This is a genomic window from Legionella septentrionalis (assembly GCF_003989745.1).
In the GTDB taxonomy this organism is placed as follows: domain Bacteria; phylum Pseudomonadota; class Gammaproteobacteria; order Legionellales; family Legionellaceae; genus Legionella_A; species Legionella_A septentrionalis.
Window position 1 is genome coordinate 25413 of sequence record NZ_RZGS01000011.1, and the last position, 26728, is coordinate 52140.

Sequence of the window (26728 nt, forward strand, 5' to 3'; positions counted from 1 at the left end):
CATGCATTAGTGAAAAAAAGCAATAGCTCATTGCAATTATCTATAGACTTGTGAGAAACAACATTTGTTTGCAGTTTGCTTCAATACATAGCAAATGACGAACGGTCATAGTGCAGCTGTGTAAAATTTGTTATCATCGGTAATTTTTATGCGACGCAAAAGGAGATTCTTGTGGATGGTCGTTTTATTGAATTTTTACAAAATGAGTTGCATACCCTAAAAGAGGAAGGTTTATACAAGCCAGAACGAGTAATCAGCAGCCAGCAACAAGCCGAAGTTGAAGTCAATCATGAAGAAGTCATTAATTTGTGCGCCAATAATTATCTCGGTCTTGCCAATCATGCGGAATTGATTGCAGAAGGGCAACGTGCGCTTGCCCAATATGGTTATGGCATGGCGTCAGTTCGCTTCATTTGCGGTACGCAAACTCCCCATAAGCAATTAGAGAAAAAGATCAGCACGTTTTTAGGCAAGGAAGATACCATTTTATATTCATCTTGCTTTGATGCAAACACAGGACTTTTTGAGACTTTATTAGGTCCTGAAGATGCCATCATCAGTGACGCCTTAAATCATGCCAGCATCATTGATGGCGTGCGTTTGTGCAAGGCACAGCGCTATCGCTATGCAAATAATGATATGAAAGATTTGGAAACGCAACTGCAGGCTGCAAAAGATGCACGTTTCCGTTTAATCGCGACTGATGGCGTATTTTCGATGGATGGCATTCTTGCCAATCTTCCTGCAATTTGTGAATTGGCAGAGAAATACCGTGCACTGGTCATGGTAGATGATTCGCATGCAGTAGGATTTATCGGTGCAACCGGCCGCGGCACTCCAGAATACTTTGATGTATCGCAGCAAGTTGATATCGTTACAGGCACTTTGGGTAAGGCACTTGGTGGAGCTTCTGGCGGCTACACTGCTGGGAATGCTGTAATTGTGGATTGGCTGCGGCAGCGCTCGCGCCCTTATCTCTTCTCCAATACATTGGCACCAGTGATTGCGCAAACATCCATTGCCGTACTGGATCTTTTAGAACGTAACCAGGATTTGCTCAAAAAACTGCAGCGCAACAGCGACTATTTCCGCGCCGGGTTGAGTAAACTGGGCTTTAAATTAATCCCTGGTGAGCATCCCATTATCCCGGTCATGTTGGGCGATGCGGCTTTGGCGGCACGCATGGCACAACGTTTGTTAGTCGAAGGGATTTATGTAGTCGGTTTTTCTTTCCCGGTCGTGCCGAAAGGCATGGCTCGCATCCGTACGCAAATGTCGGCCGCATTGGAATTGCATCATTTAGACAAAGCATTGGCAGCTTTCGAGAAAGTAGGGCAAGAATTAAGCGTAATTTGAGTATGTACCGTTAAGATTAGAGGCAATATGAAATCATTAGTCAAGGCAAAACGTGAACCGGGTATTTGGATGCAAGAGGTTGCAGTTCCAGAATATGGCGTCAATGATGTATTAATCAAGATTAAGAAAACTGCGATTTGTGGTACGGACATCCACATTTACTCATGGGATGATTGGGCTAAAGCCACCATACCCGTCCCAATGAGCGTGGGTCACGAGTTTTGTGGTGAAATTGTGGCGGTAGGGCGCGAAGTACAAGGGTTGGTTCCAGGCCAACGCGTTTCGGGAGAAGGACACATCACTTGCGGACTTTGCCGCAATTGCCGGGCCGGAAAAAGACATTTATGCCGCAATACAATAGGCGTGGGAGTGAATCGTCCAGGCAGTTTTGCGGAGTATTTAGCGTTGCCGGCCAGTAATGTTTTACCCTTGCCAGACAATATTACGGATGAACAAGCGGCTGTTTTAGACCCATTGGGCAATGCTACTCATTGTGCTTTGGCATTTGATGTAGTCGGCGAAGATGTGTTGATCACCGGTGCCGGTCCCATCGGCATCATGGCTGCGGCAATTGTGCGTCATATTGGCGCCCGGCATGTCGTTATCACGGACATTAACGATTATCGCTTGGGGCTTGCGCGTGAAATGGGCGTAACCCGTGCAGTCAATATCAAATATCAAAATCTTAACGAGGTGATGGCTGAACTTGGGATGACGGAAGGCTTTGATGTAGGTTTGGAAATGTCAGGGAATCCCATGGCTTTAAACGATATGGTGCGCACCATGAATCATGGCGGGCGAATTGCACTGCTTGGAATTCCTCCACAAGAAACCCCTGTTAACTGGAATGAAGTCATTTTTAAAGGGTTAGTCATCAAAGGTATTTACGGGCGCGAAATGTATGAAACTTGGTATAAAATGATTGCCATGCTGCAAAGTGGTTTGGACATATCGCCCGTTATCACGCATCATTTTCCAGTTAGCGATTATCAAAATGCTTTTCAAATTATGGCATCCGGACAATCGGGTAAAGTGATTTTGGATTGGTCCTAATTAACCCAGTATTGAACAGGTAGATTTATATGTCGCAATACATTTTTACCATGAACCGCGTCAGCAAGATCGTTGAAAATCAGCGGTTCATTTTAAAAGATATTTCATTAAGTTTTTTCCCAGGCGCTAAAATCGGCGTTTTGGGATTAAATGGATCTGGAAAGTCCACTTTGCTGCGAATCATGGCAGGTGTGGACCAGCAATTTCAAGGCGAAGCTCGCCCTCAACCCGGAATCAAAATCGGCTATTTGGCGCAAGAGCCGGAAGTCGATCCCAGTAAAACGGTACGGGAAGTGGTGGAAGAAGCTGTTACCGATATGAAAAATAAATTGCAGCGCTTTGATGAAATCAGCATGTTATTTGCTGAGCCGATGAGCGATGAAGAAATGACTAAACTCCTCGCTGAGCAAGGCGAGCTGCAACAAGCCATTGAAGCTGGCGGTGGTTGGGAATTGCAGCGTACATTGGATGTCGCTGCCGATGCCTTGCGTTTACCCGATTGGGATACCAAGGTGGACGTGCTTTCAGGAGGCGAGCGAAGACGGGTGGCTTTATGCCGCTTGCTATTGTCCAACCCTGACATGTTACTGCTGGATGAGCCGACAAACCATCTGGATGCCGAAAGTGTCGCGTGGCTCGAACGGTTTTTGGAAGAATTCCCTGGTACAGTGGTTGCCGTAACCCATGATAGATATTTCCTGGATAATGCAGCGGAATGGATTCTCGAGCTTGATAGAGGTGAAGGCATTCCTTACAAAGGAAATTATACGGCTTGGCTTGAGCAAAAAAACGCTCGTCTTGAAGCAGAACAAAAACAACAGGCATCCCACGAGCGCGCCATCAAAGCCGAGCTTGAGTGGGTAAGAACGTCTCCTAAAGGCCGGCATGCGAAGAATAAAGCGCGTCTGGCCCGTTTTGAAGAATTAAATTCCAAAGAATTCCAAAAACGCAATGAAACCAATGAATTATATATTCCACCTGGTGAACGCTTGGGGGATTTGGTGCTCGAAGGAAATCATTTACGAAAAAGCTATGGCGATCGTTTGCTTTTCGATGATTTGAATTTCGCCTTACCCAAAGGCGGAGTGCTTGGCATTATAGGACCGAACGGTGCTGGGAAATCCACTTTCCTGAAAATGATCACCGGACAAATTTCTCCTGATGCAGGTGAGCTTCGTATCGGCGAAACCGTCAATTTGGCTTATGTGGATCAATTGCGTGATCATTTGGATGATCATAAAACGGTTTGGGAAGAAATTACGGATGGCCATGATGTCATTCAAGTGGGTTCCTTCCAGATGCCTTCACGCGCTTATGTCGGCCGCTTCAATTTTAAAGGTACGGATCAGCAGAAGAAGATGGTGCAATTATCTGGAGGGGAGCGTAACCGCGTGCACCTTGCTAAATTGCTCAAACGCGGGGGTAACGTTTTATTACTCGACGAACCCAGTAATGATTTGGACGTTGAAACCTTGCGTGCACTTGAAGATGCTATTTTAAGCTTCCCGGGTTGTGCGATCGTCATTTCGCATGATCGCTGGTTCCTGGATCGCATTTGTACGCATTTCATGGCTTTTGAAGGTGAATCGCAAGTGGTCTTTATAGAAGGAAATTACAGCGATTATGAAGAAGACAGGAAACGTCGCCTCGGTGATAAAGCCAATCGTCCTTCACGGATCAAGTATCGAAGATTAAATACTTGATGTTTTCTATTCTTTTCCTTCTTTAAATTGGTAGAGATCGCCAATGAAAGTCCATATAATCTCTTCTCTTCAGGAGAAGGGATTTAAGGGACAGGGGGGAATAAGTTTATTAAATTTAAGAGGATTCTCTTTCATGAAAAAAACGATGTTGTGGGGTTTGTTGTCTTTAAGCCTTACCGCTTGCGTTGAATTCGACGAATCAACCTACATTACAGATGACAATGGTGTAGTGCACCATACCAAACATTATTCACGGGATTATCGTGGTAAAAATTATTTCCCGGAAAAAATAACGCCTAGTGGCAAAAAACAGTTTATCTTTGATCCTAAAGCTTCAGCTTGGGCTGCCTATGACGTTGACGGGAATAGAGTGTTAACAGGAAGTGCATCAGGAGGTAAAGATTTCTGTGAAGACGTTGGGAAATCTTGTCGTACGGTGACCGGTACATTCCGTGTTTACAACAAGCGCGGTGTCGATTGCAAATCCGGCGAATATCCTGTTGACACGGAAGGCGGGGCAAAAATGCCTTACTGCATGTATTTTTATCGTGGTTTCACCATCCATGCTGCGTATGAAGTTCCGCCGAACAATTCAAGCCATGGCTGCATTCGCGTTTTGCCGAGTGCCGCAAAATGGTTAAATGAAGAATTTATCGACATCGGTACACAAGTGACCGTTTTATCTTATGAAGATGAAGATGGTGACAAGGATCCCGTTTAGCATAAATTCAAGGTGTTTGTGTAAAGCACGCAAACACCTATCCTGTTTTTCTCAATTCACAAGCAAATTGATTGACATTTAACCAATATGTCTGTAATATGATCTCTGCACCAATGGCGATGACATGCAGGGGACCAAATGAAATCTCAAGATATTCAAAATGCAGAATGGGTTAAAGAATATATTAAAGAAGGTGATTTAGCCTACAATGCCATGAATTATCAGCAAGCCATTATTTGTTATACGTCTGCGATCGAATTAGACCCCAAGAACAAAGTAGCTTATTTTAAGCGCGCCATGTCGTTTTTTTGGAGTCATAATTTTTCTCTGGCACGAAAGGATCGATACATCCTCATTAATCTCGACTAGAAGTATTCTTGCATTAAAATTGCTTGCATAAAGGGGTATGGCTCTCTTTTACCAGTCCAACCCCTTATTCCTACAAATTCCTGCTATTTTCTTGAACTTCCGCATTTAAGGGGCGAATATTATCGTATAAGCGCTAACATGTTTGAAAACAGTGAGCAAAAAACCAGAGGATTCCAGATTTAGCCTAAAGAACATTAAAATCAGCATCCGGCTAAGCATCATTACCTTATTTATTTTATTATTAAGTTTTGTCGGTCTGACCATTATAAATATCAATTATTGGACACTGACCAATATTTTAAGTAAAAGCGCCAAACACTATATTGAGCAGACTTCCATGCTGCTGCAACAACGTTTAAATTTTTATTTTTTACCTTTAAGCCAGGATTTGCTTGAAATACGCAACATGATCCACCGCGGGATCATTGATTTGAATGATGAGGGGCAATTTTCCCAGTATCTTTTTGAATCGATCAATCATAACCCTGATATTTTTATGGTGTATTATGGAACGGAAAAAGGAGATTTTATTGGCGTCGATCGGGAAAATCCAAGAACAATTTCTTTAAATAAAATTTTTAATTCCAAAACGCCTACGCTGAAAACCCGTTATGAACTGGATGCGATTGGTGTACCGACTAAAAGCGCTCCATTTACCAAGCCCTACGATCCGCGGGTCAGGCCTTGGTACAAAGCTGCAATTGAAGCCGGCCGTCCTATATGGACGGTTTATAAATTTTTTGTATTCGGCAAAGGAGACATACTTATCCCAGGCATTACTTCGGCGGCTCCCATCTATGACAAGCAGGGGAAATTGCAGGGGGTAATTGCCCTGGATATGACTTTGGATAATTTGCAGCATTTCATTAAACAATTGCTGATAACCCCTAATTCAGTAATTTATATCACGGACGATAAGATGAACGTCATTGCTTATCAAGATCCGGATGTGCTTAAAGATATACGTGGCGAGAAACTTTCCTCGCAATTAACTGATTTATTCCAGTCTATGTTTCCCGCGAAGGGAAAAAAACATTTGCAAGCTTCCATAAAATCTTATGTTAAGGATGGGGTGCAGTATTTTTTAGCGTATCAGCCCATTGAATATAAAAATATTCAAGAGCATTGGCATGTCATGATCATTGTGCCGGCAGAAGACATACTGGCTCCTTTGAAACGCACGAGTTGGCGCGCCTTAATTTTAACGTTGGTGGTTTTATTGATCGGGATCATCATTGTCCGCTACATTTCCCAAAAAATTTCCCAGCCCATTATCCAACTCGCTGAAGAAGCAAATGAAATCACGCGCCTGAATTTAGAGCCACGCGAGCCGTTGGATACCATCATTAAAGAAATTTCCTACATGGATAGGACATTAATGAGAATGCGCAGCAGTTTACTGTCTTTTCAACGGTATGTGCCGGGTTCTTTAGTAAGGCAACTCATTTACCGGGGGAAAATAGCGCAAGTGGGTGGAGAAAAACAAACGATTACCATTATGTTTTCTGACATCAAGGATTTTACCAAGATTTCTGAAAAAACCACACCAGAACGTTTGATGACTTATCTATCTGATTATTTTCAATCCATGACCGAAGCAGTAATTGCAAAACATGGCACATTGGATAAATATATTGGCGATGCGGTTATGGCATTTTGGAATGCGCCATTAGCCGATCCCTTGCATGCCATGCATGCGTGTCAAACCGCGATGGCTATGATCGCCCGCGTTAAAAAATTGAATCAAAAAAATCAAAATACCGATTATCCTGCCATTTCAATAAGAATTGGTATCAATACCGGTGAAGCAGTTGTGGGTAATGTAGGGTCGGAAGATAGGCTTAGCTATACGGCGATAGGAGATACCATCAACCTGGCAAGTCGTCTTGAAGCAGCCAATAAGAAATATCATACGCAAATCATTGTGACTCACGCCACAGTAAGTCAAATAGAAGAATATTTTCCATTTCGGATCCTTGATGAAGTCGCTGTGCGCGGCAAAGAAGAAAGCACCATCATTTACGAATTGGTTACAGCAGAAGATACCACCAACCTTGACAAGCATAAGCAGGAATTTGCAGAAGCTTTTGCAAATTATCAAAAAGGCAATTGGAAAAAGAGCCTGCAACTTTTCAGGCAACTGACTCCTGCATATCCTGGAGATAAGCTGAGCGAAGTCTACATCAGCCGCTGTGAAGCTTTATTAAAGACCTCACCTGGGGAATGGGATGGCATCTTTCATATGTCTGATGCGGACTTATGAAAGATTAGGCATTCATGTTTGCAAATAATTTCACGCCTTCATGTATAGAGTTAAAACATTATGCTTGTATTTTAAGCCTTAAATCCACCACATTGGCTGATAAATGTACTTTTCCCGTCGTGAAGGGCAGATTCTGGCCATTGACTTGCACGTGGTTGTTCATAAAAGTTTTTTCGTATCCATAACCATACAATAACTCAATGGTGGTATTCTCATTAACGCGATAGTCGCCGGCTAAAGCAAGGAAATATTGGGTATCTGATGGAAAATTTAACGGGCGAAATTCATCTTTTTCCGGCCCATGATCGATAACCCCGATGAGCGTGAGTCCGGTTTTTTGCGTGTATTGATGACGGATAGCAGCTACAAAGGCGGCTGATTTACGAAAGCGCATAGTGAACGTGAAGTCAGGGTTTAGAGGTGGGGGGCGCTGGTATTTATGAATCTCACGTATTGGTTAACATCCCATTCGCTGACAAATACCTGCAAATTGGTTAACCATTTCTCATTGAATAAATGCACATAACTCAGCACAGTTGTTGCCGGCAGGCTGAAATTAAATTGCAAATTTGGGTTTATCCGGTTGGCGAGCATGCTGGTGCCACTTGTATTTTGCCGGATCGCTGAATAATAAACGAGCCCTAAAAAATTGCTTTGGTTAAACACATGGTATATCCCTAAATCGTAACCCGTTCCAAATCCTGTGGTGCGGTTAACCATATTGGCTGAAGCAGTGGGACTGATTGGCAAAGCCCAATTTGTTTCATTATTTTGCAGGAAATTTAAATTTATTCCGGCGCCCACATACCATTGTTTTGACAGGCTATAAGATAAGCGCGGACTGATATCAATGTCTGTTAGATACGTTTGCGTGGCCGCATAACGCGTAAATGCTTGTTCGTCCCAGTTCAAGTTGGAATGGAAAGGTTGTGTCACATCAACGGCAAACACAGTCTTCTCATTAAAGCGTTTGGCAATACGGCCATAAGGAAGGAGGCTTGTGGTGCGAGTGTATGCGCTACCTTCTCCATATTGACCGGTGTTAAAGTTAAGGACGCTGCCTTCAAATTTACCTACAGTATGAAAACCTGTGCCGCCAATGATTAATTCCGTTTGCTTGATTTTAAATAATTCCGCGGGATTAGCATAACTAATCCCGGTAAAATACTGAATCACATTGGCATATGTGTTCAGGGAAATTAAACCTAAGGCTGGAATAATGAAGTAGCGCATGTTCATCCTGATTGAATAAAGCCTTGGGGCAATCCAAAATTTTTATTTGAATTAACTTTTATGCCTGCTTGCTTAAGGTTCAGGCGTTGGTGTCACCGTCTGTGGCGGTGTTTGTACCGTTACGGGTTGCTCTGAAGTGACAGTAGGTGCTGGAGAAGCTCCAGTAACGCGTGGTGTTGCAATCATTTGCATGATGCCTAAATCACCGGAAGTTTTACGGCCAATTAATAATTCTACAGAAAGTTGTTGCGTCAATTTTTCCTTCGTATTTTGATAAACTACTTGCACTGGGACTGTAGCTTTCCATTGATTTTCCTTAACAGCGCTAATCGTGGTGGTGCCGTTAATATGACTGCTTACCGTTAAATTCTGTGATTTAATTGCATTGATATTGCCGGATTCTTTTAAGGCCTCGTTAAAACTCTGCCATCCTTGCTCGGTGAAGCAGGGTTGCAGTTCATTAAGCTGACTCTCCAGGGTAGCTGCATCCAAGTCAAATGACTGAACTACGGCTTTTTCCGCCCAGGTAGTGAGCAGTGCTTCATTAATGTTAGTATTTTCAGCCGGAATACGGTATTGGCAATTAATGGTATTTTCAGGCGGCACGGTGTTTGCCGGGGGAGGCGTTATCGGTTGCGGGCTTTGGGCAGAAGTTGCTGGAGCTTGCGCAGGCACTGGATTTACTGTATCAGCGGCTGCACAGACGCCTGCATTGATGATTGCTAACAATGCGGTACAAATAATAGATTTCTTCATGATGCTCGTTCCTTCATTACGCTTTGCCTGCTGCATCCTTGCACATACTTGCAAGCTACAGCAGGGCAGATTAATAAACTCACAATAATTCAGCAAGCATAATCGCTGCTAACCGTGCTGTTCTATCTCCAAGATCCAAAGGGGGGGAAAGCTCCGCTATGTCAAGACTTACCACTTTGCCAGTTTGTACGATGTATTTCAACAGGGGTAATGCCTTCCAGGGAGTTAATCCTAACGGCTGTGGCGCACTTACACCTGGTGCGAAGCATTCTGCGAATGCGTCAAGACAAATGGATAAGTAAAGATGTTTATGTTGTGACATGAACTCATCCAAAAAAGCAGTTTGTGCTGAAAAACGCTCTTCATTAATTTCCTCTGCCGTCAAATAAGCAATATCCCAATCATGGGCGCGTTCGAACAAGCTTTTCGTATTGGCAGTTGGCTGGATGCCAAGACAGCAATAGTTAAATGGGAGGCCGTTTTGCTGGCAGTATTCATTGATTTGCCAGAAAGGAGTGCCGGATGTGCCTTGAGCATTCGATACAGGGCGTATATCAAAATGCGCATCTATGTTAATAATGCCAAGTTTGGGATAGTGGGCTGCCAACCCGCGGAAGTGCCCCCAGGCGATTTCATGGCCTCCGCCAAAAGCAATGGTTTTGCATCCTTGCGTGTGGCTGTAATCAATTAATTTTGCAAAATTGGCTTGAGCTGCTTCCAATTTTTCATCCGCACACATTACATCGCCTAGGTCGAAAAAATGCTTTTTGGTGTGACATGCAAGCCTCGCAAGTTGGGTACGCAGTTTTTCCGGGCCAGAACGCGCGCCTGTACGCCCTTCGTTACGCCGTATGCCTTCGTCCGAGCAAAAGCCGACGATGACATTTTGTTTTTTGGTATTGGCCAAAGGCTCGCTGCGTAGATCAAGGCATTGAACGCGCTGAAAAAAACGCTCGCCCGGCAAGCTGTCCTTACGCCCTTGCCAAAGAGAACTATCAGGCGGTTGGTAATAGTCTAAGTCATGCAGCATCATCATCTCCTTTTAGCAAGAGCATATACTAAACTGAAAAATTGCTATTGGAAATTGATGATTGCAGCAAGAAGCATATCCAGATCGTTGCCACAGGGGTGAAAGGACAAGTCATTGCAGGGGCAATGATGAGTGCTTTATCAAACGGAATTTTTATGATACATCAGCAAAATGCGCTCGTCATTCCTGAATTCGAGGACGACCTCGCCCATTGTGGGTTATGTAATACGGGACGACCCGATATATTAAGTGAGATGCAATATGGCTTGGATTTATCTTTTTCTGGCGGGTCTTTTGGAAATAGTTTGGTCATTGCTGATGAAACAATCTCATGGTTTTACAAGGCTTATACCTTCTTTATTGACTGTTACAACCATGGTGGCCAGTTTTATCCTCTTATCCATCTCGATGAAAACGCTTCCTCTTGGAACAGCGTATACGGTTTGGACAGGTATCGGTGCAGTTGGAGCATTTTTAGCAGGGATTATATTTCTTGGAGAACCAGTCAGTTTTTTGCGAATTATGGCTGCAGTGTTCATAACCATTGGATTAATCATGATGAAATTTTCTTCCGGGTAACTTAAACCAGGTGTTACTAATCTCAATCTAAAATCAGGAATAGGAAGCACTAGCGTTTAAGTGTATTCCACCTGATATTCAACGTGAAAGCAGATGAGCTATAGATGAGGTGAATGCAGTTCAAATAAGCAAGCTTGCATTGGGCTCTTCCCTAATTAAATCATTCTCCACTTGAGTTGAGAGAAACTTGAGACGGCGCATTAATGAACCGTGCAAATTGATTTTATCATGGCCTATTGATGCAAGTTGGTTAACCAGGTGATGAATTATTTCATCGATATTTTGTGGTGGGTTCTTAGAAAAATAAGTTAAAGCATCGCGCACGAGATGGACATGGTGTCTATTCCAGTGAGCTGTAAAAAATAATTCAAGCCAATTTGATTTTGCGTAATCTTTCAAGAGAACAAGCGCATTTTCAACAGGGCTTCTATCTGCATGCCATTGCTTGGCATAGGCAGCGTAACTTCCGGAATAGGTAAGCTCAATTTTGATTTCTTTTTCTGTGCTGTGCCTAATGAATTGTTTTGCCACTTCATCCATGTAGAATTTAATCTGTTTTGGATCTTCTTTGCTGTATTGACTATAGCGTCCTGAATTATTGTTAAGCACCCATTTACCCTCTCGATATCCCAATTCGCCGGCAATAAAAGCCTGGCCCTCTTTCGGCAGTGCGCTACCCTGTGCAGAAAAATGGCAAGCCAAGGTGGGGTGGCCTAATATTCCAGCCTTTTTTAATTGCGGTAAGATTTTGGAATTAAAGAAGTTAAGCTGCTCGGTATTTTGCCTGTCTATAAACGCCTGTGGGTATTTCCATGGTTCTTCAATCCCTAGGATCAATTCTTTTTTAGCATTATATACCCATAGATAGTTCACATCTTTTATTAAATTTATTTTTTGGGAAGAATGATGCAGATTGGTATAACCTAAATTAATCCGTTGAGGTTCATACCGATTTAAATGGCTCGGTTTCAATAATGGAAATTCTTTTTTATTCGACGGATTAAGTTGTTCATAAATCAATTTAACAGAAGGATGTTCAATTTCTTGTAAAGATTGATGGTCCGGTTGATGTTTTGCAGCATCGGATGTCTGCTTTGAGACTATTTTTTTAAGCCAGCTGATGAATGACATGGGTTTATTTTAAACAAAATATAAATGTAAAAAACATAATGTTTTTATTATAACAAAAATGAGGGTTTGCGTAATCTTAAATTCAAGTTCAAACTGAATTGAAAGGCAGCATTTGCAAATACCTGTGTTGAAGCAGATGCTATGTAAAAACAGGTCTGCTATTATTTCTGATTTTAATACAGGAGCTTGGCGTGTTCGTAATCACTGGGGGAGGAACCGGGATAGGAAAAGCTTTGGCGCAGGCTTTGACTGCACGCGGCAAATCGGTGCTAATTATAGGCCGGCGTACAGAGCCTTTACTGGAAATGAGTTCTGCTTCTTCACTGATCCATTATTGCACGGCTGATGTTTCTACCAAAGCGGGTCGGGAAAAGGTTTTAAGCCATTTAGAAAGTACGGATAAGTTGGAAGGATTGGTTAATAATGCAGGTGTTGTTGAGCCGATTATGCCCATCAATGCAATTGATGAAGCTTCCTGGCGGCACGTTATGGCTACGAATGTAGAGGCTCCCTTGTTTTTAACGCAAGCCTTACAAAATAAATTAAGCGGCGGCCGCGTGCTGAATATTGGCTCCGGGGCTGCCTATTTCCCAGTGGCCGGTTGGGCGGCTTATTGCACTTCCAAGGCGGCATTATCGATGCTGACGCGTTGCTGGCAACTGGAATCGCAGGAAATTGCTTGCAGCAGCGTAATGCCGGGAATCATTGATACGGACATGCAAGCCCTCATTCGCCACGCCCAATATATGCAGCCTGAAAAAATACAATTCTTCAAAAGTTTAAAGCAAAACGAACAATTGCTAACACCCCATACTGTCGCCCTTTTTTTATCTTGGCTATTACTCGATGTAACGAAAGAAGAAGTCGTTTCTAAAGAATGGGATATTTACACTACGGATCACCATACTCATTGGCTGGTGCCGCCTCACCAGGTACCTGTATGGTGATCAACATGCCTTGCGATCAATTATTGCTGAATGCAACCCTACTTGATAAATATGGCTTACAGCATGCAAATCATAGCATTGCTATCCAAGGCGGCACGATCATGTGGGTTGGGGATAGCGGCGACCTGCCGCCTGAATACCTGCAAGCCGATGTTGTGGAAGATTGCCATAATAAATTAATTACGCCTGCGTTTATTGATTGTCATACGCATCTTGTTTATGCAGGCAACAGGGCGGATGAATTTAAAAAACGCCTGGAAGGTATGTCTTATGCGGAAATAGCAAGGAATGGCGGCGGCATCTTATCGACAGTGCGGCAAACGCGGGCCGTGTCGGAGGAGGAATTATTCCTGCAATCCTTGCCAAGACTACTCGCTTTACGTGCTCAAGGCGTGTTGACGGTTGAAATAAAATCCGGTTATGGCCTTGATTTGCAAACTGAATTTAAAATGTTGCGAGTGGCACGCGAGCTTGGCAAAAAAGCTGAGGTCCGCGTAAAAACTACTTTTCTGGGGGCGCATGCCATCCCCCCTGAATATGCTGGCCGGAATCAAGCTTATGTCGATTATTTATGCAGTGAAATGCTGCCCCAGATTGTTGAGTCAGGGTTGGTTGATGCAGTGGATGTTTTTTGTGAATCGATAGGGTTTACACTCACGCAAACCGAGCAAATTTTCAGTCGCGCTCAGGAACTTGGCTTGCCGGTTAAATGTCATGCGGAGCAATTATCTAATATCGGCGCCAGCTTTCTTGCTGCAAAGTATGCCGCTTTATCCTGCGATCATCTTGAGTATTTGGATGAAAAAGGGGCTATGGCACTGGCGGAAGCGAAAACTGTAGCCGTTTTATTGCCAGGGGCTTATTATTTCCTACGGGAAAAAAACAAGCCGCCTGTGGAGGTATTACGTGCAGCTGGGGTGGGCATCGCAATCGCTACGGATTGCAATCCCGGTTCATCGCCAACGACTTCCCTTTTATTGATGCTGAATATGGCTTGCCAACTGTTTTCGCTTACTGTGCCGGAAACATTGAGTGCCGTAACCTATCAGGCGGCCAGGGCTTTGGGCATTGAGCGCAATGTAGGGAGTTTGGAAGCTGGTAAAACTGCGGATTTAATCCGTTGGTCTATTTCTGATGCAGCAGAACTTTGTTATCAATTTGGTTTTACCTTTGCTCATGAAACCATGTTGGCTGGAAAGTGGAAATCATTCTAATTAGGACGCACTATGATTAAAAAGTTAGTTTATGCAGCTGTCTTTGGATTTTTGCTCCATGGCGCATGCGCAAAAACACTTGAAACGGTACAGATCCAACAAGAAAAACCCTCCTATATTTTGGATCTTAAATATCCTCATGGTTTTCCCGAACATTCGATTAATGAAATGCTGGAACAATGGGTGCAAAAAAAACAACGCCAATTCCTTTCTGAAGTGGCAAAAAATAATGACTTGCCGGCTTCTGTACCGGGTAATAATGGCTTATCCATCAATTACCAAATTATGTATCAACAAGCGAAAGCCTTGAGCATCCTGTTTGACTTGTCCACTTTTATGCGTGGGGCTGCGCATCCTGCTAACAATAAAGAAGCATTTAACTTTATCAATGGAAAACCCGTTTCTTTAGAGAATTTATTTATTCCGGGTCATGACTATCTAAAGATACTATCCCAATATTGCCGTTCGCAATTATTAAACAATAAGGACTTAGAAAAAAATTGGGTCTTGGCAGGAACAAAACCTGTAAAAAAACTTTATAAAATTTGGTATTTTACCGCGAATGGCATAGCGATTGTATTTGATACCTATCAAGTTGCCCCCTATGCATTGGGGCCGCAAACAATTGAAATTCCACGGCAAAATTTTAAAAACATACTAAAACCCGAAATCTCGGTAAGCATATGGGGTAGTTAATGAGCAGTACGCAGCCTTTCATTTCTGCAGAAAAAAAAATCCCTGAATTAACATTGCGCAGCATCATTCTGGCCGTTTTATTAACCGTCATACTGGCCATGTCCAACGCTTATCTGGCGTTAAAATTAGGGATTTTAACTTCTGCATCCATTCCAGCCGCCATCATTTCCATGGGAATATTGCGCTTGTTTAAAAACTCAACCATTTTAGAAAATAATGCTGTACAAACAGCGGCTTCGGCTGGTGAAGCTGTAGCAGGCGGAATTGTGTACACTATTCCGGCTTTGGTGATCATTGGATTTTGGTCACATTTTGATTATTTCACCAATTTTTTTATTGCAGCTGCCGGCGGGATCCTGGGTGTGCTTTTTTCTATTCCGCTAAGAAGAGTTTTGGTTAATGAAGAGTCATTAAAATTTCCAGAAGGCAGGGCTATTGCGGAAGTGCTTAAAACATCGGCTGAAAAAATTGGCATACGCAATATCGCACTAGGCGGGTTAGTCGGTGCTGCATTGGAATTATTACAAGTGGGGTTTAAAGTTCTTGCCAATAGCTGGAGTTATTGGTTTGTAGCACAGCGCTCCATATTTGGTTTTGGCGCAGGGTTTTCCGCCACCATGATTGGTGCTGGTTACCTGGTTGGGCAAGATATGGCTTTGAGTATTTTTTTAGGCGCAGTGATCTCTTGGCTCATCGCATTACCTATTGCCAGCCAATTTTATCCGGAGTTTTTAAGTAAATACCCTACCGAGCAAGCAGCTCATTTTTTGTGGAACAGTGAAATGCGCTATCTTGGCATCGGTGCGATGCTGTTTGCGGGGATATGGACGTTTATCAAGTTAATAAAACCGCTGATAAAAAGCATCCGTATTTCATTGCGTGCTTTTATGGCCCGCAGCAATGAAAAAATAGAATTGCCGCGTACCGATAAAGACATTCCAATGCCTTTTATCTTAAGCGGGATATTGATTCTTGCGGCATTGCTGTTCCTGTTTTTTCAATTTAATTTTCCACTGGCTCAAGCGGGACTTGAGGGGGATTTTTCTCCCAGTTTGATTTTTTTCATGGTTTTATATGTGTTAATAGTAGGTTTTTTGTTTTCGGTTATTACTGCTTATTTCTCCGGCATGGTTGGAGTTACTGCCAGCCCGGGCAGTTCCGTAGTGATTGCTGGCATATTGTTTGCGGCTTGGTTGTTATTAGGCGTAATTCAAATTGCCATGCCTTTGCCGCTCAGCAATGAGCAAATCATGGCAGCTGAGGCAATTACCATCATAATTGGTTCCGTCGTCACAGGTATTGCGGCTATTGCCAATGATAATACCCAGGATTTAAAAGTAGGGCAGTTAGTGGGTGCAACGCCGTGGAAGCAGCAATTAATGCTGTTATTGGGGGTTATTATTTCCGCACTGGTTATTCCTCCCGTCATGCAGATTTTATTTAACGTATACGGGATTGCTGGGGTCATGCCGCACCCAGGCATGGATGTGAGCCAATCTCTGCCAGCACCAACTGCCGCACTTCTTTCTGCTGTAACCGAGGCGGTATTCCGCAACACATTGCCCTGGGCCATGATGCTGGTTGGAGCTGGCATCATTTTATTAATTATTTTTTGTAACCGTTTTTTCAAGCTGATGCGATTTGTGCAATTATCAATTTTAGGCATTGCAATTGGGATGTATTTACCCATTGCTTCTTCGTTTCCTCTATTTTTGGGCGGATTGATAAGCATGTTTATTAACTGGCGGCTGCGCCAGAAAAATTTAAATCCGGGCAGGATGAATGAGCGTAAGCAAGTGGGCACTTTGATTGCGTGTGGCCTGGTGGCTGGTGCGGCATTGATGGATGTACTGCTGGCTGTTCCTTTTTCTATTGGGCATAGCCCTGATGCACTGCGCCTTGCTCCTTTATGGTGGGATAATTATGGCGTTTTATTAAGCGTTATTTCTATTATTTTGCTGGCGGCATGGATTAAAAAACGTACATTAGGCTATCTTGATTAACTTGATTTAAAGGGGTTCAGCGGCTGATAGCTGAACACCCCAAACCCCCAAAAATCTTCCCGGCAAATAAATTACAGGTTTTCGACTTTTTCCTTGTTTTGTAACAATTTTTCTTTGGCTTGTTTAGCTTGTGCCAATTTTTCCTGTTCTTTTGCAATGATATCCGCTGGTGCTTTATCAGCAAAGTTAGGATTATTTAATTTGCCTTCCGCTAATGAAATATCCTTGTCTAATTTAGCGATTTCTTTTTCAAGCCGCTGTAACTCCGCTTGTTTATCAATAAGGCCTGCCATCGGGATGAGCAATTCGATTTCACCTGCCACAGCAGTTGCAGACGCAGGCATTTTTTCTTCTGCGTGCAGGCAATGGATTTCACTTAACTTGCTTAATGAATGCAACATGGAAGAATATTTTTGTATTCTTTCTCTAATTTGCGTTGATGCATTGCGCACATACAGGGGAATCAGTTTTGCCGGACTAATCGCCATTTCGCTGCGAATTGTGCGGATGGATTGAATAACTTTTTGTAGCCATTCAATTTCTTCTTCAATGGTTTGATTGATTAAATCCTGTTCAACCTGCGGGTAGCGCGCCAACATGATGGTTTCGCCATTTTCGCTGGTTAATTTAGTGATTTGCTGCCAAACTTGTTCTGTTATGAACGGCATAATGGGGTGCAAAAGCTTGAGGATTTGATCCAAAACATGGATTAAAGTCCGCCTGGTACCGCGTTTCATGGGAGCCAGAGCTTCTTCATCATAAAGCACGGGTTTTGATAATTCTAAGTACCAGTCGCAATATTCATGCCAGACAAATTCATACAGGGTATTTGCCAGCAAGTCAAATCGATACGTGGCAAAATAATGATGGCAAAGGTCTTTGACGCGCTGTAAACGGGATAAAATCCATTGATCAGCCGGACTGTATTGAAACGCTCCATCACCAAAATCAACTTGCTCTTCATCCGTATTAAGCAGCACATAGCGCGAAGCATTCCACAATTTATTGCAAAAATTACGATAACCCTCCACCCGTGCCAAATCAAAGCGTACAATCCTTGAAGTAGAAGCGATGGAACAGAAAGTAAAACGCAAAGCATCTGTACCAAATGCGGGAATACCGTCCGGGAATTGCTTACGGGTTTGCTTGGTTACTTTATCGCGCACTGAATTCAGCATTAAATTGGCCGTGCGTTTTTCAATGAGGTGGTTTAAATCAATGCCATCGATGATGTCGATGGGATCGAGCACGTTTCCTTTGGATTTGGACATCTTTTTGCCTTCACTGTCGCAAACCAATCCGGTAATCACGATGTCGCGAAAAGGTATTTTTCCGGTAAATTTAAGACCCAGCATAATCATGCGGGCTACCCAGAAAAAGATGATGTCAAATCCGGTAAATAACACGGAGGTTGGATAAAATTGTTCTAAATCCTGGGTGCGTTCCGGCCAGCCTAAAGTTGAAAAAGGCCATAGTGCGGATGAAAACCAAGTATCCAGTACATCGTCATCTTGTCTTAGGAAAACCGCTTCATCCAGCTTATATTTAAAGCGAACATCATTTTCACTGTAGCCAACATATACATTATTTTGCTCATCATACCAGGCAGGAATTCGATGCCCCCACCACAGCTGGCGGCTGATGCACCAGTCTTCGATATTTTCCATCCATTGGAAATAAGTTTTACTCCAATTATCGGGAATGAAGCGAATTTCCCCTTTTTTTACGGCTTCGATTGCCGGCTCTGCCAGAGGTTTGGTTTTTACATACCATTGTTCAGTGAGTAATGGCTCGATGATGACATTCGATTTTTCACCGCGGGGTACTTTTAATTTATGCGGTTCCACCTTAACTAATAATCCCGCTTCCTCAAGATCCTTGATGATTTGCTCACGGGCGACAAACCGGTCTAATCCCTGGTATTTGGCGGGCGCGTGGCTATTAATCGTAGCTTTTTTGGTCAAGATATTGATTGAAGGTAAATCATGCCGTTTGCCGATTTCATGATCGTTGAAATCATGGGCTGGGGTAATTTTGACGCAACCGCTGCCAAAGTCTTTTTCTACATATTCATCAGCAATAATTGGAATCGTGCGGTCACACAAGGGTAAATGAGCATATTTACCAATCAAATGTTGATAGCGCTCATCTTCTGGATGAACCGCGATTGCCGTGTCACCGAGCAAGGTTTCCGGGCGGGTGGTGGCAATTACCAGGGATTCATCGCAACCTACGAGATGGTAACGAATATGCCAAAGAAAGCCGTCTTCTTCCTCAGAAATTACTTCCAAGTCGGAAATAGCCGTACCCAGTTTAGGATCCCAGTTAACAAGACGCGTACCGCGATAGATCAAACCTTCATCGTATAATTGTACGAAAACTTTTTGCACCGCTGCGGATAAACCTTCGTCCATGGTGAAGCGCTCACGCGTCCAATCCACAGAAGAACCAATTCGGCGCATTTGACGTGTAATGGTATCACCTGACTCTTCTTTCCATTGCCAAACGCGCGCCAGGAACTCCTCGCGTGTCATATCTTTACGGTATAAGCCTTCTTTCTCGAGCTGTCCTTCTACAATTAACTGCGTGGAAATTCCCGCATGGTCAGTACCCGGCTGCCACAGCGTACGAGATCCCATCATACGTTGATAACGGATAAGCGCATCGATTAAAGTATTCTGGAAACCATGTCCCATGTGTAAACTGCCTGTTACATTGGGGGGGGGCAGCATGATACAGAAATTTTTACCGTCTCCACGTGGCTCAAAATAATGATGGCTTTCCCACTTTTTATACCATTTTTGTTCGATTGCTTGCGGGGAATACGTCTTATCCATAATTTAAACCTGTACGTACGAATTAAAATCGCAAATTTTAACATATTCAGATGAGGTGAGGACAGAAATACTTGGGAAGCAGGTTAGGTAACAGGAAAATATTGCCGATCGGTAATATTTTTCCATTCAACAGACAAAAAACTTATTTTATTCCCGATCGGGAATTTTAGCTGGATTTTTTCAAAAAAGAGAGTTAAAATTCCCGTACGGGAACATAGAAACCACCATGATGTTATCGACTGACAACATAGGGCATTTTATTCGCAGAGTCCGTAAAAAACTTGGCGTGACGCAAAAAGACTTAGCTTTAGCTGCTGGCACAGGCTTGCGTTTTATCATTGAATTGGAAAATGGTAAACCCACTTGCCAGATTGGAAAGGTATTACAAGTACTGCAAGTGCTTGGCATCCAGCTCCATCTCTCCCATTCCGAGGTAGAAGATGCCTAAATTGAATGTTTATTTAAAGCAAACGCTCGCAGGAAAATTAAATATCGACGCGCATGGCAATATGGCCTTTAGTTACGATAAACATTATTTGGAGAATAAGAAAAATTCTCCTTTATCTCGCTCACTTCCTTTACAAACTACACCTTTTGCGGAAAAACAATGCCGCCCATTTTTTAGTGGACTTTTACCAGAGGCACATTTACGCGCATCAATTGCTCGCCAATTGGGCATTAGTGAAAACAATGATTTTGCGCTCTTGCACGCCATTGGCGGCGAATGTGCAGGGGCAGTAAGCATGTTACCAGAAACAGTTCCTTTAACCCAGCTAAACCCGGAATATAAACTCATCAAGAAACAAGCTGTAGGGGAAATTCTGCAAACCATGTGGCAAAGACCGATGATAGCGGGTGAGGAAGGAATACGTTTATCTTTGGCTGGGGCACAGGATAAACTTCCAGTAGCTATCATTGCTGGGGACATTGCCATACCACTGAACGGCGCCCCAAGCACCCATATTTTAAAACCAATCAATCGCGATTTTCCTTCGTTGATTAAAAATGAGTGTTTTTGTTTGTATCTGGCACGTAAAATTGGTTTAAATGCAGTGGAGGCATCGATACATTATGCTGGTGCTACGCCTTATTTATTGGTTAAGCGCTATGATCGGATTGAAACAAAAGAAGGAATTCAACGTTTACACCAGGAGGATTTTTGTCAGGCCATGGGCATTATCCCGGAAAGGAAATATCAGCGCGAGGGAGGCCCTGCCATTCGGGATTGTTTTCAATTAGTCAGACAGGCATCCAGTTTTCCAGTTCTTGATATAAAAGAATTATTAAAAGGGATTTTGTTTAATTTAATTATTGGCAACAATGATGCGCACGGTAAAAATTTTTCTCTTATTTATCAGGAACAACAAACGCGTTTAGCTCCGTTCTACGATATGATTTCAACCGTATATTACCCAGAACTTACAACTAAAATGGCGATGAAAATTGGCAGTAAATACGATTTTAACGCCTTATCTCTCCGCCACATAGAGCAGATGGCTAGGGAAGCTGATATCTCGGTCGCATTAACGGGGAAAATGGCTCTTGAAATCACCAATAAAATCCTGGATGAAATACCCGCAAGCGAATTTAGCCCACTTATCATTGCGCGTGCACATAAAATGATGCTTCGCTTGCAAATGGCAAAATAGGCTTGTTCATTCCAGACAGTAAAATGCGAGAAAGTCTGAATATAGCGCATGTAATCTGTCGCCATTTACATGCGCTAACTCTTATTCCGCTTGCTTTATTTCATTTTCGCCAGCAGTTGCCGGTTTGCGATCATGCCGGTGATCGGCTGCCAGGAAGGTATACATGGTAGGAACCACAAACAAGGTGAAGCAAGTCCCGATTAACAAGCCTGAGGAAATAACCAAGCCAATGTCAAAACGGCTGACCGCGCCTGCGCCTGAAGCAATTAACAATGGAATGACGCCAAAGACCATGGCAGCGGTAGTCATCAATATGGGTCGCAAGCGGATGGCAGCCGCTTCTTCTACTGCGGCACGGCGATCCAGGTTTTTCTCACGTTGCAAATGGTTGGCAAAATCTACAATGAGAATTCCATGTTTGCTAATCAAACCGATCAAGGTAATTAATCCGACTTGCGTGTAAATGTTAATACTCGCCGCACCAAGATTTAAGGGGATTAATGCACCGCATATGGACATCGGTACACTGATTAAAATAATCAAAGGATCCCGGAAACTTTCATACTGTGCAGAAAGTACGAGAAAAATCACAATGATGGCCATGAAAAATGCAAAAATAAGGGCACTGCCTTCTTGAATGAATTGTCTGGATTGACCGCTATAATCTTCCATGAATCCTTTTGGTAATATTTCTTTAGCTTGTTCCTGCAGATAGGCAATCCCTTGACCCAAGGTAACTCCTGGCATCATGACCCCCTGAATAATTGCAGAATTCAATTGTTGGAAATGCGACAATTCATTCGGCTGAGTTTTGGCAACCGGGGTGACTACCGTTGACAGCGGCACCATGATTTTGCCGGCAGTAGGGACATAAATTTCCCCTAATTGCGCTGGATTGAGGCGAAACTTTCGGTCCAACTGCGGGATGACTTGATAACTGCGTCCTTTTAAATCAAAAAAATTAACATACCCGCCGGATAATGCACTGGCCAGGCTGCTGCCGATGGTGCGCATATCAAGCCCTAAATCCGAGGCTTTCGAGCGGTTGATATCAAGCTCAATTTCGGGCTGATTAAATTTTAAGCTATTATCCAAAAAGATAAAAAGACCGCTTTGCTTAGCCTTGCTGAGCAAGTTATTTGATACCTCAAACAAGCTTTGGAAATCATTAGTGGTTTTTATGACAAACTGGATAGGCGTACCTCTGCCGCCTCCTGGCAAAGGAGGCGGGATAACAGCAAAAGACATTAAACCGGGGACTTCATTTAATTTATTTTGTAATGGTTCTTTGAGTGAAAACTGGCTTTTACGTTGATCCCAGGGCTTAAGCACCATTCCTGACATGGGTTGCTTCATATTAATGGCAAAATAATGTTCAGTTTCAGGAAAACTCTGGTAAATTTTTCCAAACATTTTGGTATAGGTTTCAACGTAATTCAATGTTGCATATTGCGGTGCTGTACCAATAATAAAGAAGAATCCCTGATCTTCCTCAGGAGCGGTTTCCTTTGCCGTGGTTATATAAAGATAAGGCAAAACGAGCAGTACGACAGCAGCAAAAACCAGCATGATGCTTCGCGTTTCCAGCAAACTGTGCAGCATGCGTTTGTAGCGGACGTGCAAGCGTTCAAACAAATTATCCAGAAAACGGGTGAACCGGCCGCTACTCAATTCCTTGGATAGAATTTTCGAGCACATCATCGGAGATAAAGTGAGTGCGATGACGCCGGAAATAATTACCGCACAGGCGAGGGTAAAAGCAAATTCTTTGAACAATGCGCCGGTTAAACCTTCCATAAATCCAATTGGAGCATACACGGCTGCCAAGGTAATGGTCATGGCTATGACGGGTGTTGCGATTTCACGTGCACCGACAAGCGCTGCATCAAATGGAGTTTTCCCTTCTTCAATATGGCGATGAATATTTTCAACCACCACGATCGCGTCATCCACCACAAGACCAATTGCCAATACGAAAGCAAGCAGGGTAAGCAGATTAATGGAATATCCTAAAAACAGCATTAAGGTACATACCCCCACCAAAGAAAGTGGGATAGTGACAATGGGGATGAGTACAGAGCGGAATGATCCCAAAAATAAAAAAATCACCACGATGACTATCAAGGCAGCTTCGACGATTGTTGCAATCACTTCATGAATCGAGGCACGGATGAATTCGGTCGCATCGTATACAATGGTTGCGGTCAAGGAGGGGGGTAACTGTTTTTGGATATCCGGGAAAATTTTTCTTACATCGGTGATGACCGTCAAGGGGTTGGCTGTAGGCGTTGGTGTGATCCCGATAAATACCGCTTTTTTATCATCAAAGATTACGGATGTGTCGTAGGATTGCGAGCCTAAAGTGATTTTAGCAATATCACGCAAGCGAATAATGGAATTGCCGTCGCTGCGGACAATGAGCTGGCTGAATTCATCAACGTTATTTAAATTGGTTTTAGCGCGAATGCTGATGGCAACGTATTCGCCTTTTGTATTTCCTGCCGCGGTTAAAAAGTTGTTATTCGCAAGTACGGTAAATACGTCCGCCGGAGCAATCCCCAGTGCCGCCATTTTATTGGGATTTAAAAAGATACGCATCGAATAAGTTTGCCCGCCCAAAATTTCAGCTTTGGCGACTCCATCGACGGTTTGCAACTGCGGTTGAATCACCCGTGTTACGTAATCGGTAATTTGTTGCGGTGTCATCTCCGTGCTGTCAAAGCTCATATACAACAAAGCAGTGGAAGTATCCGAGCTTTTTACGATGACCGGTTGCTGTGACTCAGGAGGTAATTGGTTTAAGGTTTGTTGCACCTTACTCATTACGTCAGTGAAGGCAACTTGCGGGTCAAAATTAAGTTTGATATTCAAGGTAATGGTGCTGACGCCCTGGGTACTGCTCGACGTCATGTAATCGATGCCTTCAGCACTGGCGATCGCGGCTTCCAGAGGTGTGGTAATGAAGCCTGCAATCAAATTGGCATCGGCACCTGGATAAGCAGTAGTTACGGTAATGACGGTATTATCCATGCGTGGATACTGACGGACTTGCATGCTGGTAATTGAATTCAAGCCAAACAATAAGATAAGCAAGCTCACCACAGTAGCCAACACTGGACGTCTGATAAATAAATCTGTAAATTTCATGCATTAATTCCGCTGTGCACCTTAAAAGGTGCAATGATGTTCAATTTAAATTCCTGTGGTTTAGCAGACTATTGCCCTAAATCATCGGGATCCACCGTTTCATTAAGCTGAATATCATTATTAATCACTACGCGAGTGCCATCCTGGAGTTTAATCTCACCGACGCTGACGACTTCTTGTCCGGCACTGACCCCTTTTTTGATCATGGTAAAGTTTCCTTCCTGTTCTCCTGTACTCACAAAGGCGCGTTTGACCACCAAAATATCCTTACCCTCCTTATCTTTTTTCCCATCCTTTTCAATCAGGAAAACGGAATTGCCATATAGGCTGAAGGAAATGGCGGTTGTTGGCAGGACAACCACATTGGGAATGGAAGGTTGTTCCACCTCGATGTCGGCAAACATGCCGGGGATAAAATTAAATTCATGGATTTTGTTTTTGGTATTTAATTCGCTGTCGCAAGCCACGATGATGCGGTTTCCCTGTTTTTCTTTTTTAGCTTTAATCAGTGTGGAATGCAAAGGATCCTTTAAAGCCTTGGCTGGGCAGTTAGGAATGGTCGCTTGCACTAAAATATTATGCGTATTGATATCAACTTTTGCGTTAATTGCGGTAATTTTTCCTGTAAACAAGATGCCTGGGTTTTGTTCGACTGAAAAAGTTACTGCCTGATTCAAATGCAATTTTTTAAGCAATTGTTCGGGAAGATAGAATTCCAAAAACAAGGGGTCAAGGGATTGCAGGGTCACAATGGAAGTTTGCCCCGGGCTAATAAACTGGCCCAAATTGACTTGGCGGATACCCAGCTGCCCGGAAAAAGGAGCGCGGATGTGCTTTTGTCGAATCGTCGCTTCTGTTTTTTCAACATTTGCCTGTGCCTGCAGCATCTTGGCTTTGGCTTCATCAAGACTTGAAGTTGAGGTAGCACCACGCTTAAATAAATCCGCTTGCCTTTTATAATTAATATCCTGTAAGGCTAATTCAGATTGGTTAAACTTCAAGGTCGCTTGATCCACACTGTCATCAATATCAATCAAGGGTTTATCTTTTTCAATAAATTGCCCTGAATCAAAGTGAATGGCGACTACATTCCCTGATGCTTGTGAGTTTACTTCAACCCCATTAATGGCGACAAAATTTCCCACGGCGGCAATGTGCGGTTGCCAGTCTCTTTTTTGTGCTTTCACAGAAGATACGGTAACTGCAGGCGGCTCATAACTGGCAAAAAAGCGCTTGATCATAAAACCTTTGAACAGGTTAAAGCCAATGATTCCGCCAAAAACTACGAGCAAACCGATGAGCATGATGGTCATGCGTTTCTTCATTATTGTTTTCATCTACCCAATGTATCCTTATCTGTCGCGCAACGTAATGCAGTTATTTTTTTATGCTATAAATTCGTTCCCTACTCAGTGATGATAGTCAGCCAGAGAGGTGTATGGAATTGGAGGAATTAAGCAGCAGTAATATTAACATAAATAATTGGTAAAAATAGAATCCCTAAAAATAGATTGTGTGTTTATAATAAAAGCCTGTTGACTAAATTAAATACTTTGTTACCATCTAACCTCCGTTTAAAGCGAGGTTCAATTATGAAAATAAAGTCGCTCATTTTTCTTTGTTGTTTCGGTTTGTTGAGTAACGTTTTTGCAGGAACAAACCAGCACATTCATCCCAAGGCTAATGATCAAAAAGGGCAACAAGTTTCTGCAGCATATTCGAATTGTGATATTACAATCATTAACAATAGCTTCGATAATGTACAGGTTACTGGCACATTCGATGACGGCTCCCCGTTAATTCCTTTCAGCGTGTATAGCTTTGAAGCACCGCATTATATCAGCCTTTACTATTATAATTACTGTCATAGCGGCATGTATTTGACGATACGTACTTTCAATGGTCATATGATTTACAATGCTTATACTCCAACTAACATGACCATACGCATTGTGCCCTATCTCAATAACCAGCTGAAAGCAGAAGTAAGCGCCAAGTAAGAAAAAGGTGCGAGATTTCTCGCGCCGGTTTTAACCAATAG

General features: G+C 43.0%; 22 protein-coding genes. 14 read left to right on the top strand and 8 right to left on the bottom strand.

Annotated features, from left to right (window positions below; genetic code table 11):
- Positions 1–171 precede the first annotated feature (171 nt).
- From ELY11_RS05585 to ELY11_RS05610, 6 genes are all read left to right on the top strand, one after another.
- Positions 172–1356 (top strand): glycine C-acetyltransferase, encoded by a 1185-nt coding sequence (locus ELY11_RS05585; protein WP_126953594.1) that lies wholly within the window; start codon positions 172–174, stop codon positions 1354–1356.
- A gap of 27 nt (positions 1357–1383) precedes the next feature.
- Positions 1384–2409, top strand: coding sequence for an L-threonine 3-dehydrogenase (gene tdh, locus ELY11_RS05590; RefSeq protein ID WP_126953595.1), 1026 nt, complete (start codon positions 1384–1386; stop codon positions 2407–2409).
- Positions 2410–2438: 29 nt separating this feature from the next.
- A complete protein-coding gene (gene ettA, locus ELY11_RS05595) occupies positions 2439–4112 on the top strand; it encodes an energy-dependent translational throttle protein EttA (protein WP_126953596.1) in 1674 nt (557 codons plus the stop codon).
- Positions 4113–4245: 133 nt separating this feature from the next.
- A complete protein-coding gene (locus ELY11_RS05600) occupies positions 4246–4833 on the top strand; it encodes a L,D-transpeptidase (RefSeq protein ID WP_126953597.1) in 588 nt (195 codons plus the stop codon).
- A gap of 138 nt (positions 4834–4971) precedes the next feature.
- Positions 4972–5202 (top strand): tetratricopeptide repeat protein, encoded by a 231-nt coding sequence (locus ELY11_RS05605; RefSeq protein WP_126953598.1) that lies wholly within the window; start codon positions 4972–4974, stop codon positions 5200–5202.
- Positions 5203–5353: 151 nt separating this feature from the next.
- Positions 5354–7465, top strand: coding sequence for an adenylate/guanylate cyclase domain-containing protein (locus tag ELY11_RS05610; protein ID WP_233579689.1), 2112 nt, complete (start codon positions 5354–5356; stop codon positions 7463–7465).
- Positions 7466–7523: 58 nt separating this feature from the next.
- Here the strand turns inward: ELY11_RS05610 and ELY11_RS12580 are convergent, their stop codons facing one another.
- The 4 genes from ELY11_RS12580 to hutG all read right to left on the bottom strand — a co-directional run bounded on the left by ELY11_RS12580 (position 7524) and on the right by hutG (position 10484).
- Complete coding sequence (locus tag ELY11_RS12580) at positions 7524–7859, bottom strand: hypothetical protein (RefSeq protein WP_233579691.1); 336 nt, start codon at positions 7857–7859, stop codon at positions 7524–7526.
- 20 nt (positions 7860–7879) lie between these two features.
- Positions 7880–8698: an OmpP1/FadL family transporter gene (locus ELY11_RS05615; RefSeq protein WP_233579699.1), complete on the bottom strand. Its 819-nt coding sequence runs from the start codon at positions 8696–8698 to the stop codon at positions 7880–7882.
- A gap of 72 nt (positions 8699–8770) precedes the next feature.
- On the bottom strand, positions 8771–9454 hold the full coding sequence (locus ELY11_RS05620) for a DotI/IcmL family type IV secretion protein (protein ID WP_127032670.1): 684 nt from the start codon (positions 9452–9454) through the stop codon (positions 8771–8773).
- A 79-nt stretch (positions 9455–9533) separates the two neighbouring features.
- Positions 9534–10484 carry a formimidoylglutamase gene (gene hutG, locus ELY11_RS05625; protein WP_126953601.1) on the bottom strand — a complete coding sequence of 317 codons (951 nt, stop codon included), beginning with the start codon at positions 10482–10484 and terminating at the stop codon, positions 9534–9536.
- 261 nt (positions 10485–10745) lie between these two features.
- On the opposite strand from hutG, the gene ELY11_RS05630 reads away from it, so the two are divergent.
- The gene (locus ELY11_RS05630) at positions 10746–11063 is read left to right on the top strand and encodes a DMT family transporter (protein WP_127032671.1); all 318 of its coding nucleotides are present in this window, start codon (positions 10746–10748) and stop codon (positions 11061–11063) included.
- A 120-nt stretch (positions 11064–11183) separates the two neighbouring features.
- Here ELY11_RS05630 and ELY11_RS05635 read toward each other — a convergent pair whose 3' ends face one another.
- On the bottom strand, positions 11184–12194 hold the full coding sequence (locus ELY11_RS05635) for a DUF5617 domain-containing protein (protein ID WP_127032672.1): 1011 nt from the start codon (positions 12192–12194) through the stop codon (positions 11184–11186).
- Between the two features lie 191 nt (positions 12195–12385).
- On the opposite strand from ELY11_RS05635, the gene ELY11_RS05640 reads away from it, so the two are divergent.
- From ELY11_RS05640 to ELY11_RS05655, 4 genes are read left to right on the top strand one after another with little or no spacing between them, the layout of a single operon-like run.
- A complete protein-coding gene (locus ELY11_RS05640) occupies positions 12386–13141 on the top strand; it encodes an SDR family NAD(P)-dependent oxidoreductase (RefSeq protein ID WP_127032673.1) in 756 nt (251 codons plus the stop codon).
- On the top strand, positions 13135–14355 hold the full coding sequence (gene hutI, locus ELY11_RS05645; protein WP_233579706.1) for an imidazolonepropionase: 1221 nt from the start codon (positions 13135–13137) through the stop codon (positions 14353–14355). The genes ELY11_RS05640 and hutI overlap by 7 nt, the downstream gene beginning before the upstream one ends.
- Positions 14356–14367: 12 nt before the next feature.
- Entirely contained in the window at positions 14368–15051 is a 684-nt protein-coding gene (locus ELY11_RS05650; protein WP_126953605.1) for a DUF3298 and DUF4163 domain-containing protein, read from the top strand.
- Entirely contained in the window at positions 15051–17054 is a 2004-nt protein-coding gene (locus tag ELY11_RS05655) for an OPT family oligopeptide transporter (protein WP_127032674.1), read from the top strand. The genes ELY11_RS05650 and ELY11_RS05655 overlap by 1 nt, the downstream gene beginning before the upstream one ends.
- A 71-nt stretch (positions 17055–17125) precedes the next feature.
- Here ELY11_RS05655 and ELY11_RS05660 read toward each other — a convergent pair whose 3' ends face one another.
- Positions 17126–19891 carry a valine--tRNA ligase gene (locus ELY11_RS05660; protein ID WP_127032675.1) on the bottom strand — a complete coding sequence of 922 codons (2766 nt, stop codon included), beginning with the start codon at positions 19889–19891 and terminating at the stop codon, positions 17126–17128.
- 226 nt (positions 19892–20117) lie between these two features.
- Here ELY11_RS05660 and ELY11_RS05665 point away from each other — a divergent pair, with 226 nt between their 5' ends.
- Positions 20118–20339 carry a helix-turn-helix transcriptional regulator gene (locus tag ELY11_RS05665; protein WP_126953608.1) on the top strand — a complete coding sequence of 74 codons (222 nt, stop codon included), beginning with the start codon at positions 20118–20120 and terminating at the stop codon, positions 20337–20339.
- Positions 20332–21540: a type II toxin-antitoxin system HipA family toxin gene (locus ELY11_RS05670; RefSeq protein WP_233579708.1), complete on the top strand. Its 1209-nt coding sequence runs from the start codon at positions 20332–20334 to the stop codon at positions 21538–21540. The genes ELY11_RS05665 and ELY11_RS05670 overlap by 8 nt, the downstream gene beginning before the upstream one ends.
- Before the next feature lie 81 nt (positions 21541–21621).
- Here the strand turns inward: ELY11_RS05670 and ELY11_RS05675 are convergent, their stop codons facing one another.
- Both ELY11_RS05675 and ELY11_RS05680 read right to left on the bottom strand, forming a co-directional pair.
- Entirely contained in the window at positions 21622–24687 is a 3066-nt protein-coding gene (locus tag ELY11_RS05675) for an efflux RND transporter permease subunit (protein WP_126953610.1), read from the bottom strand.
- 68 nt (positions 24688–24755) lie between these two features.
- Positions 24756–26012, bottom strand: coding sequence for an efflux RND transporter periplasmic adaptor subunit (locus ELY11_RS05680; protein ID WP_126953674.1), 1257 nt, complete (start codon positions 26010–26012; stop codon positions 24756–24758).
- Between the two features lie 267 nt (positions 26013–26279).
- On the opposite strand from ELY11_RS05680, the gene ELY11_RS05685 reads away from it, so the two are divergent.
- The gene (locus tag ELY11_RS05685; protein WP_126953611.1) at positions 26280–26687 is read left to right on the top strand and encodes a hypothetical protein; all 408 of its coding nucleotides are present in this window, start codon (positions 26280–26282) and stop codon (positions 26685–26687) included.
- Positions 26688–26728 lie beyond the last annotated feature (41 nt).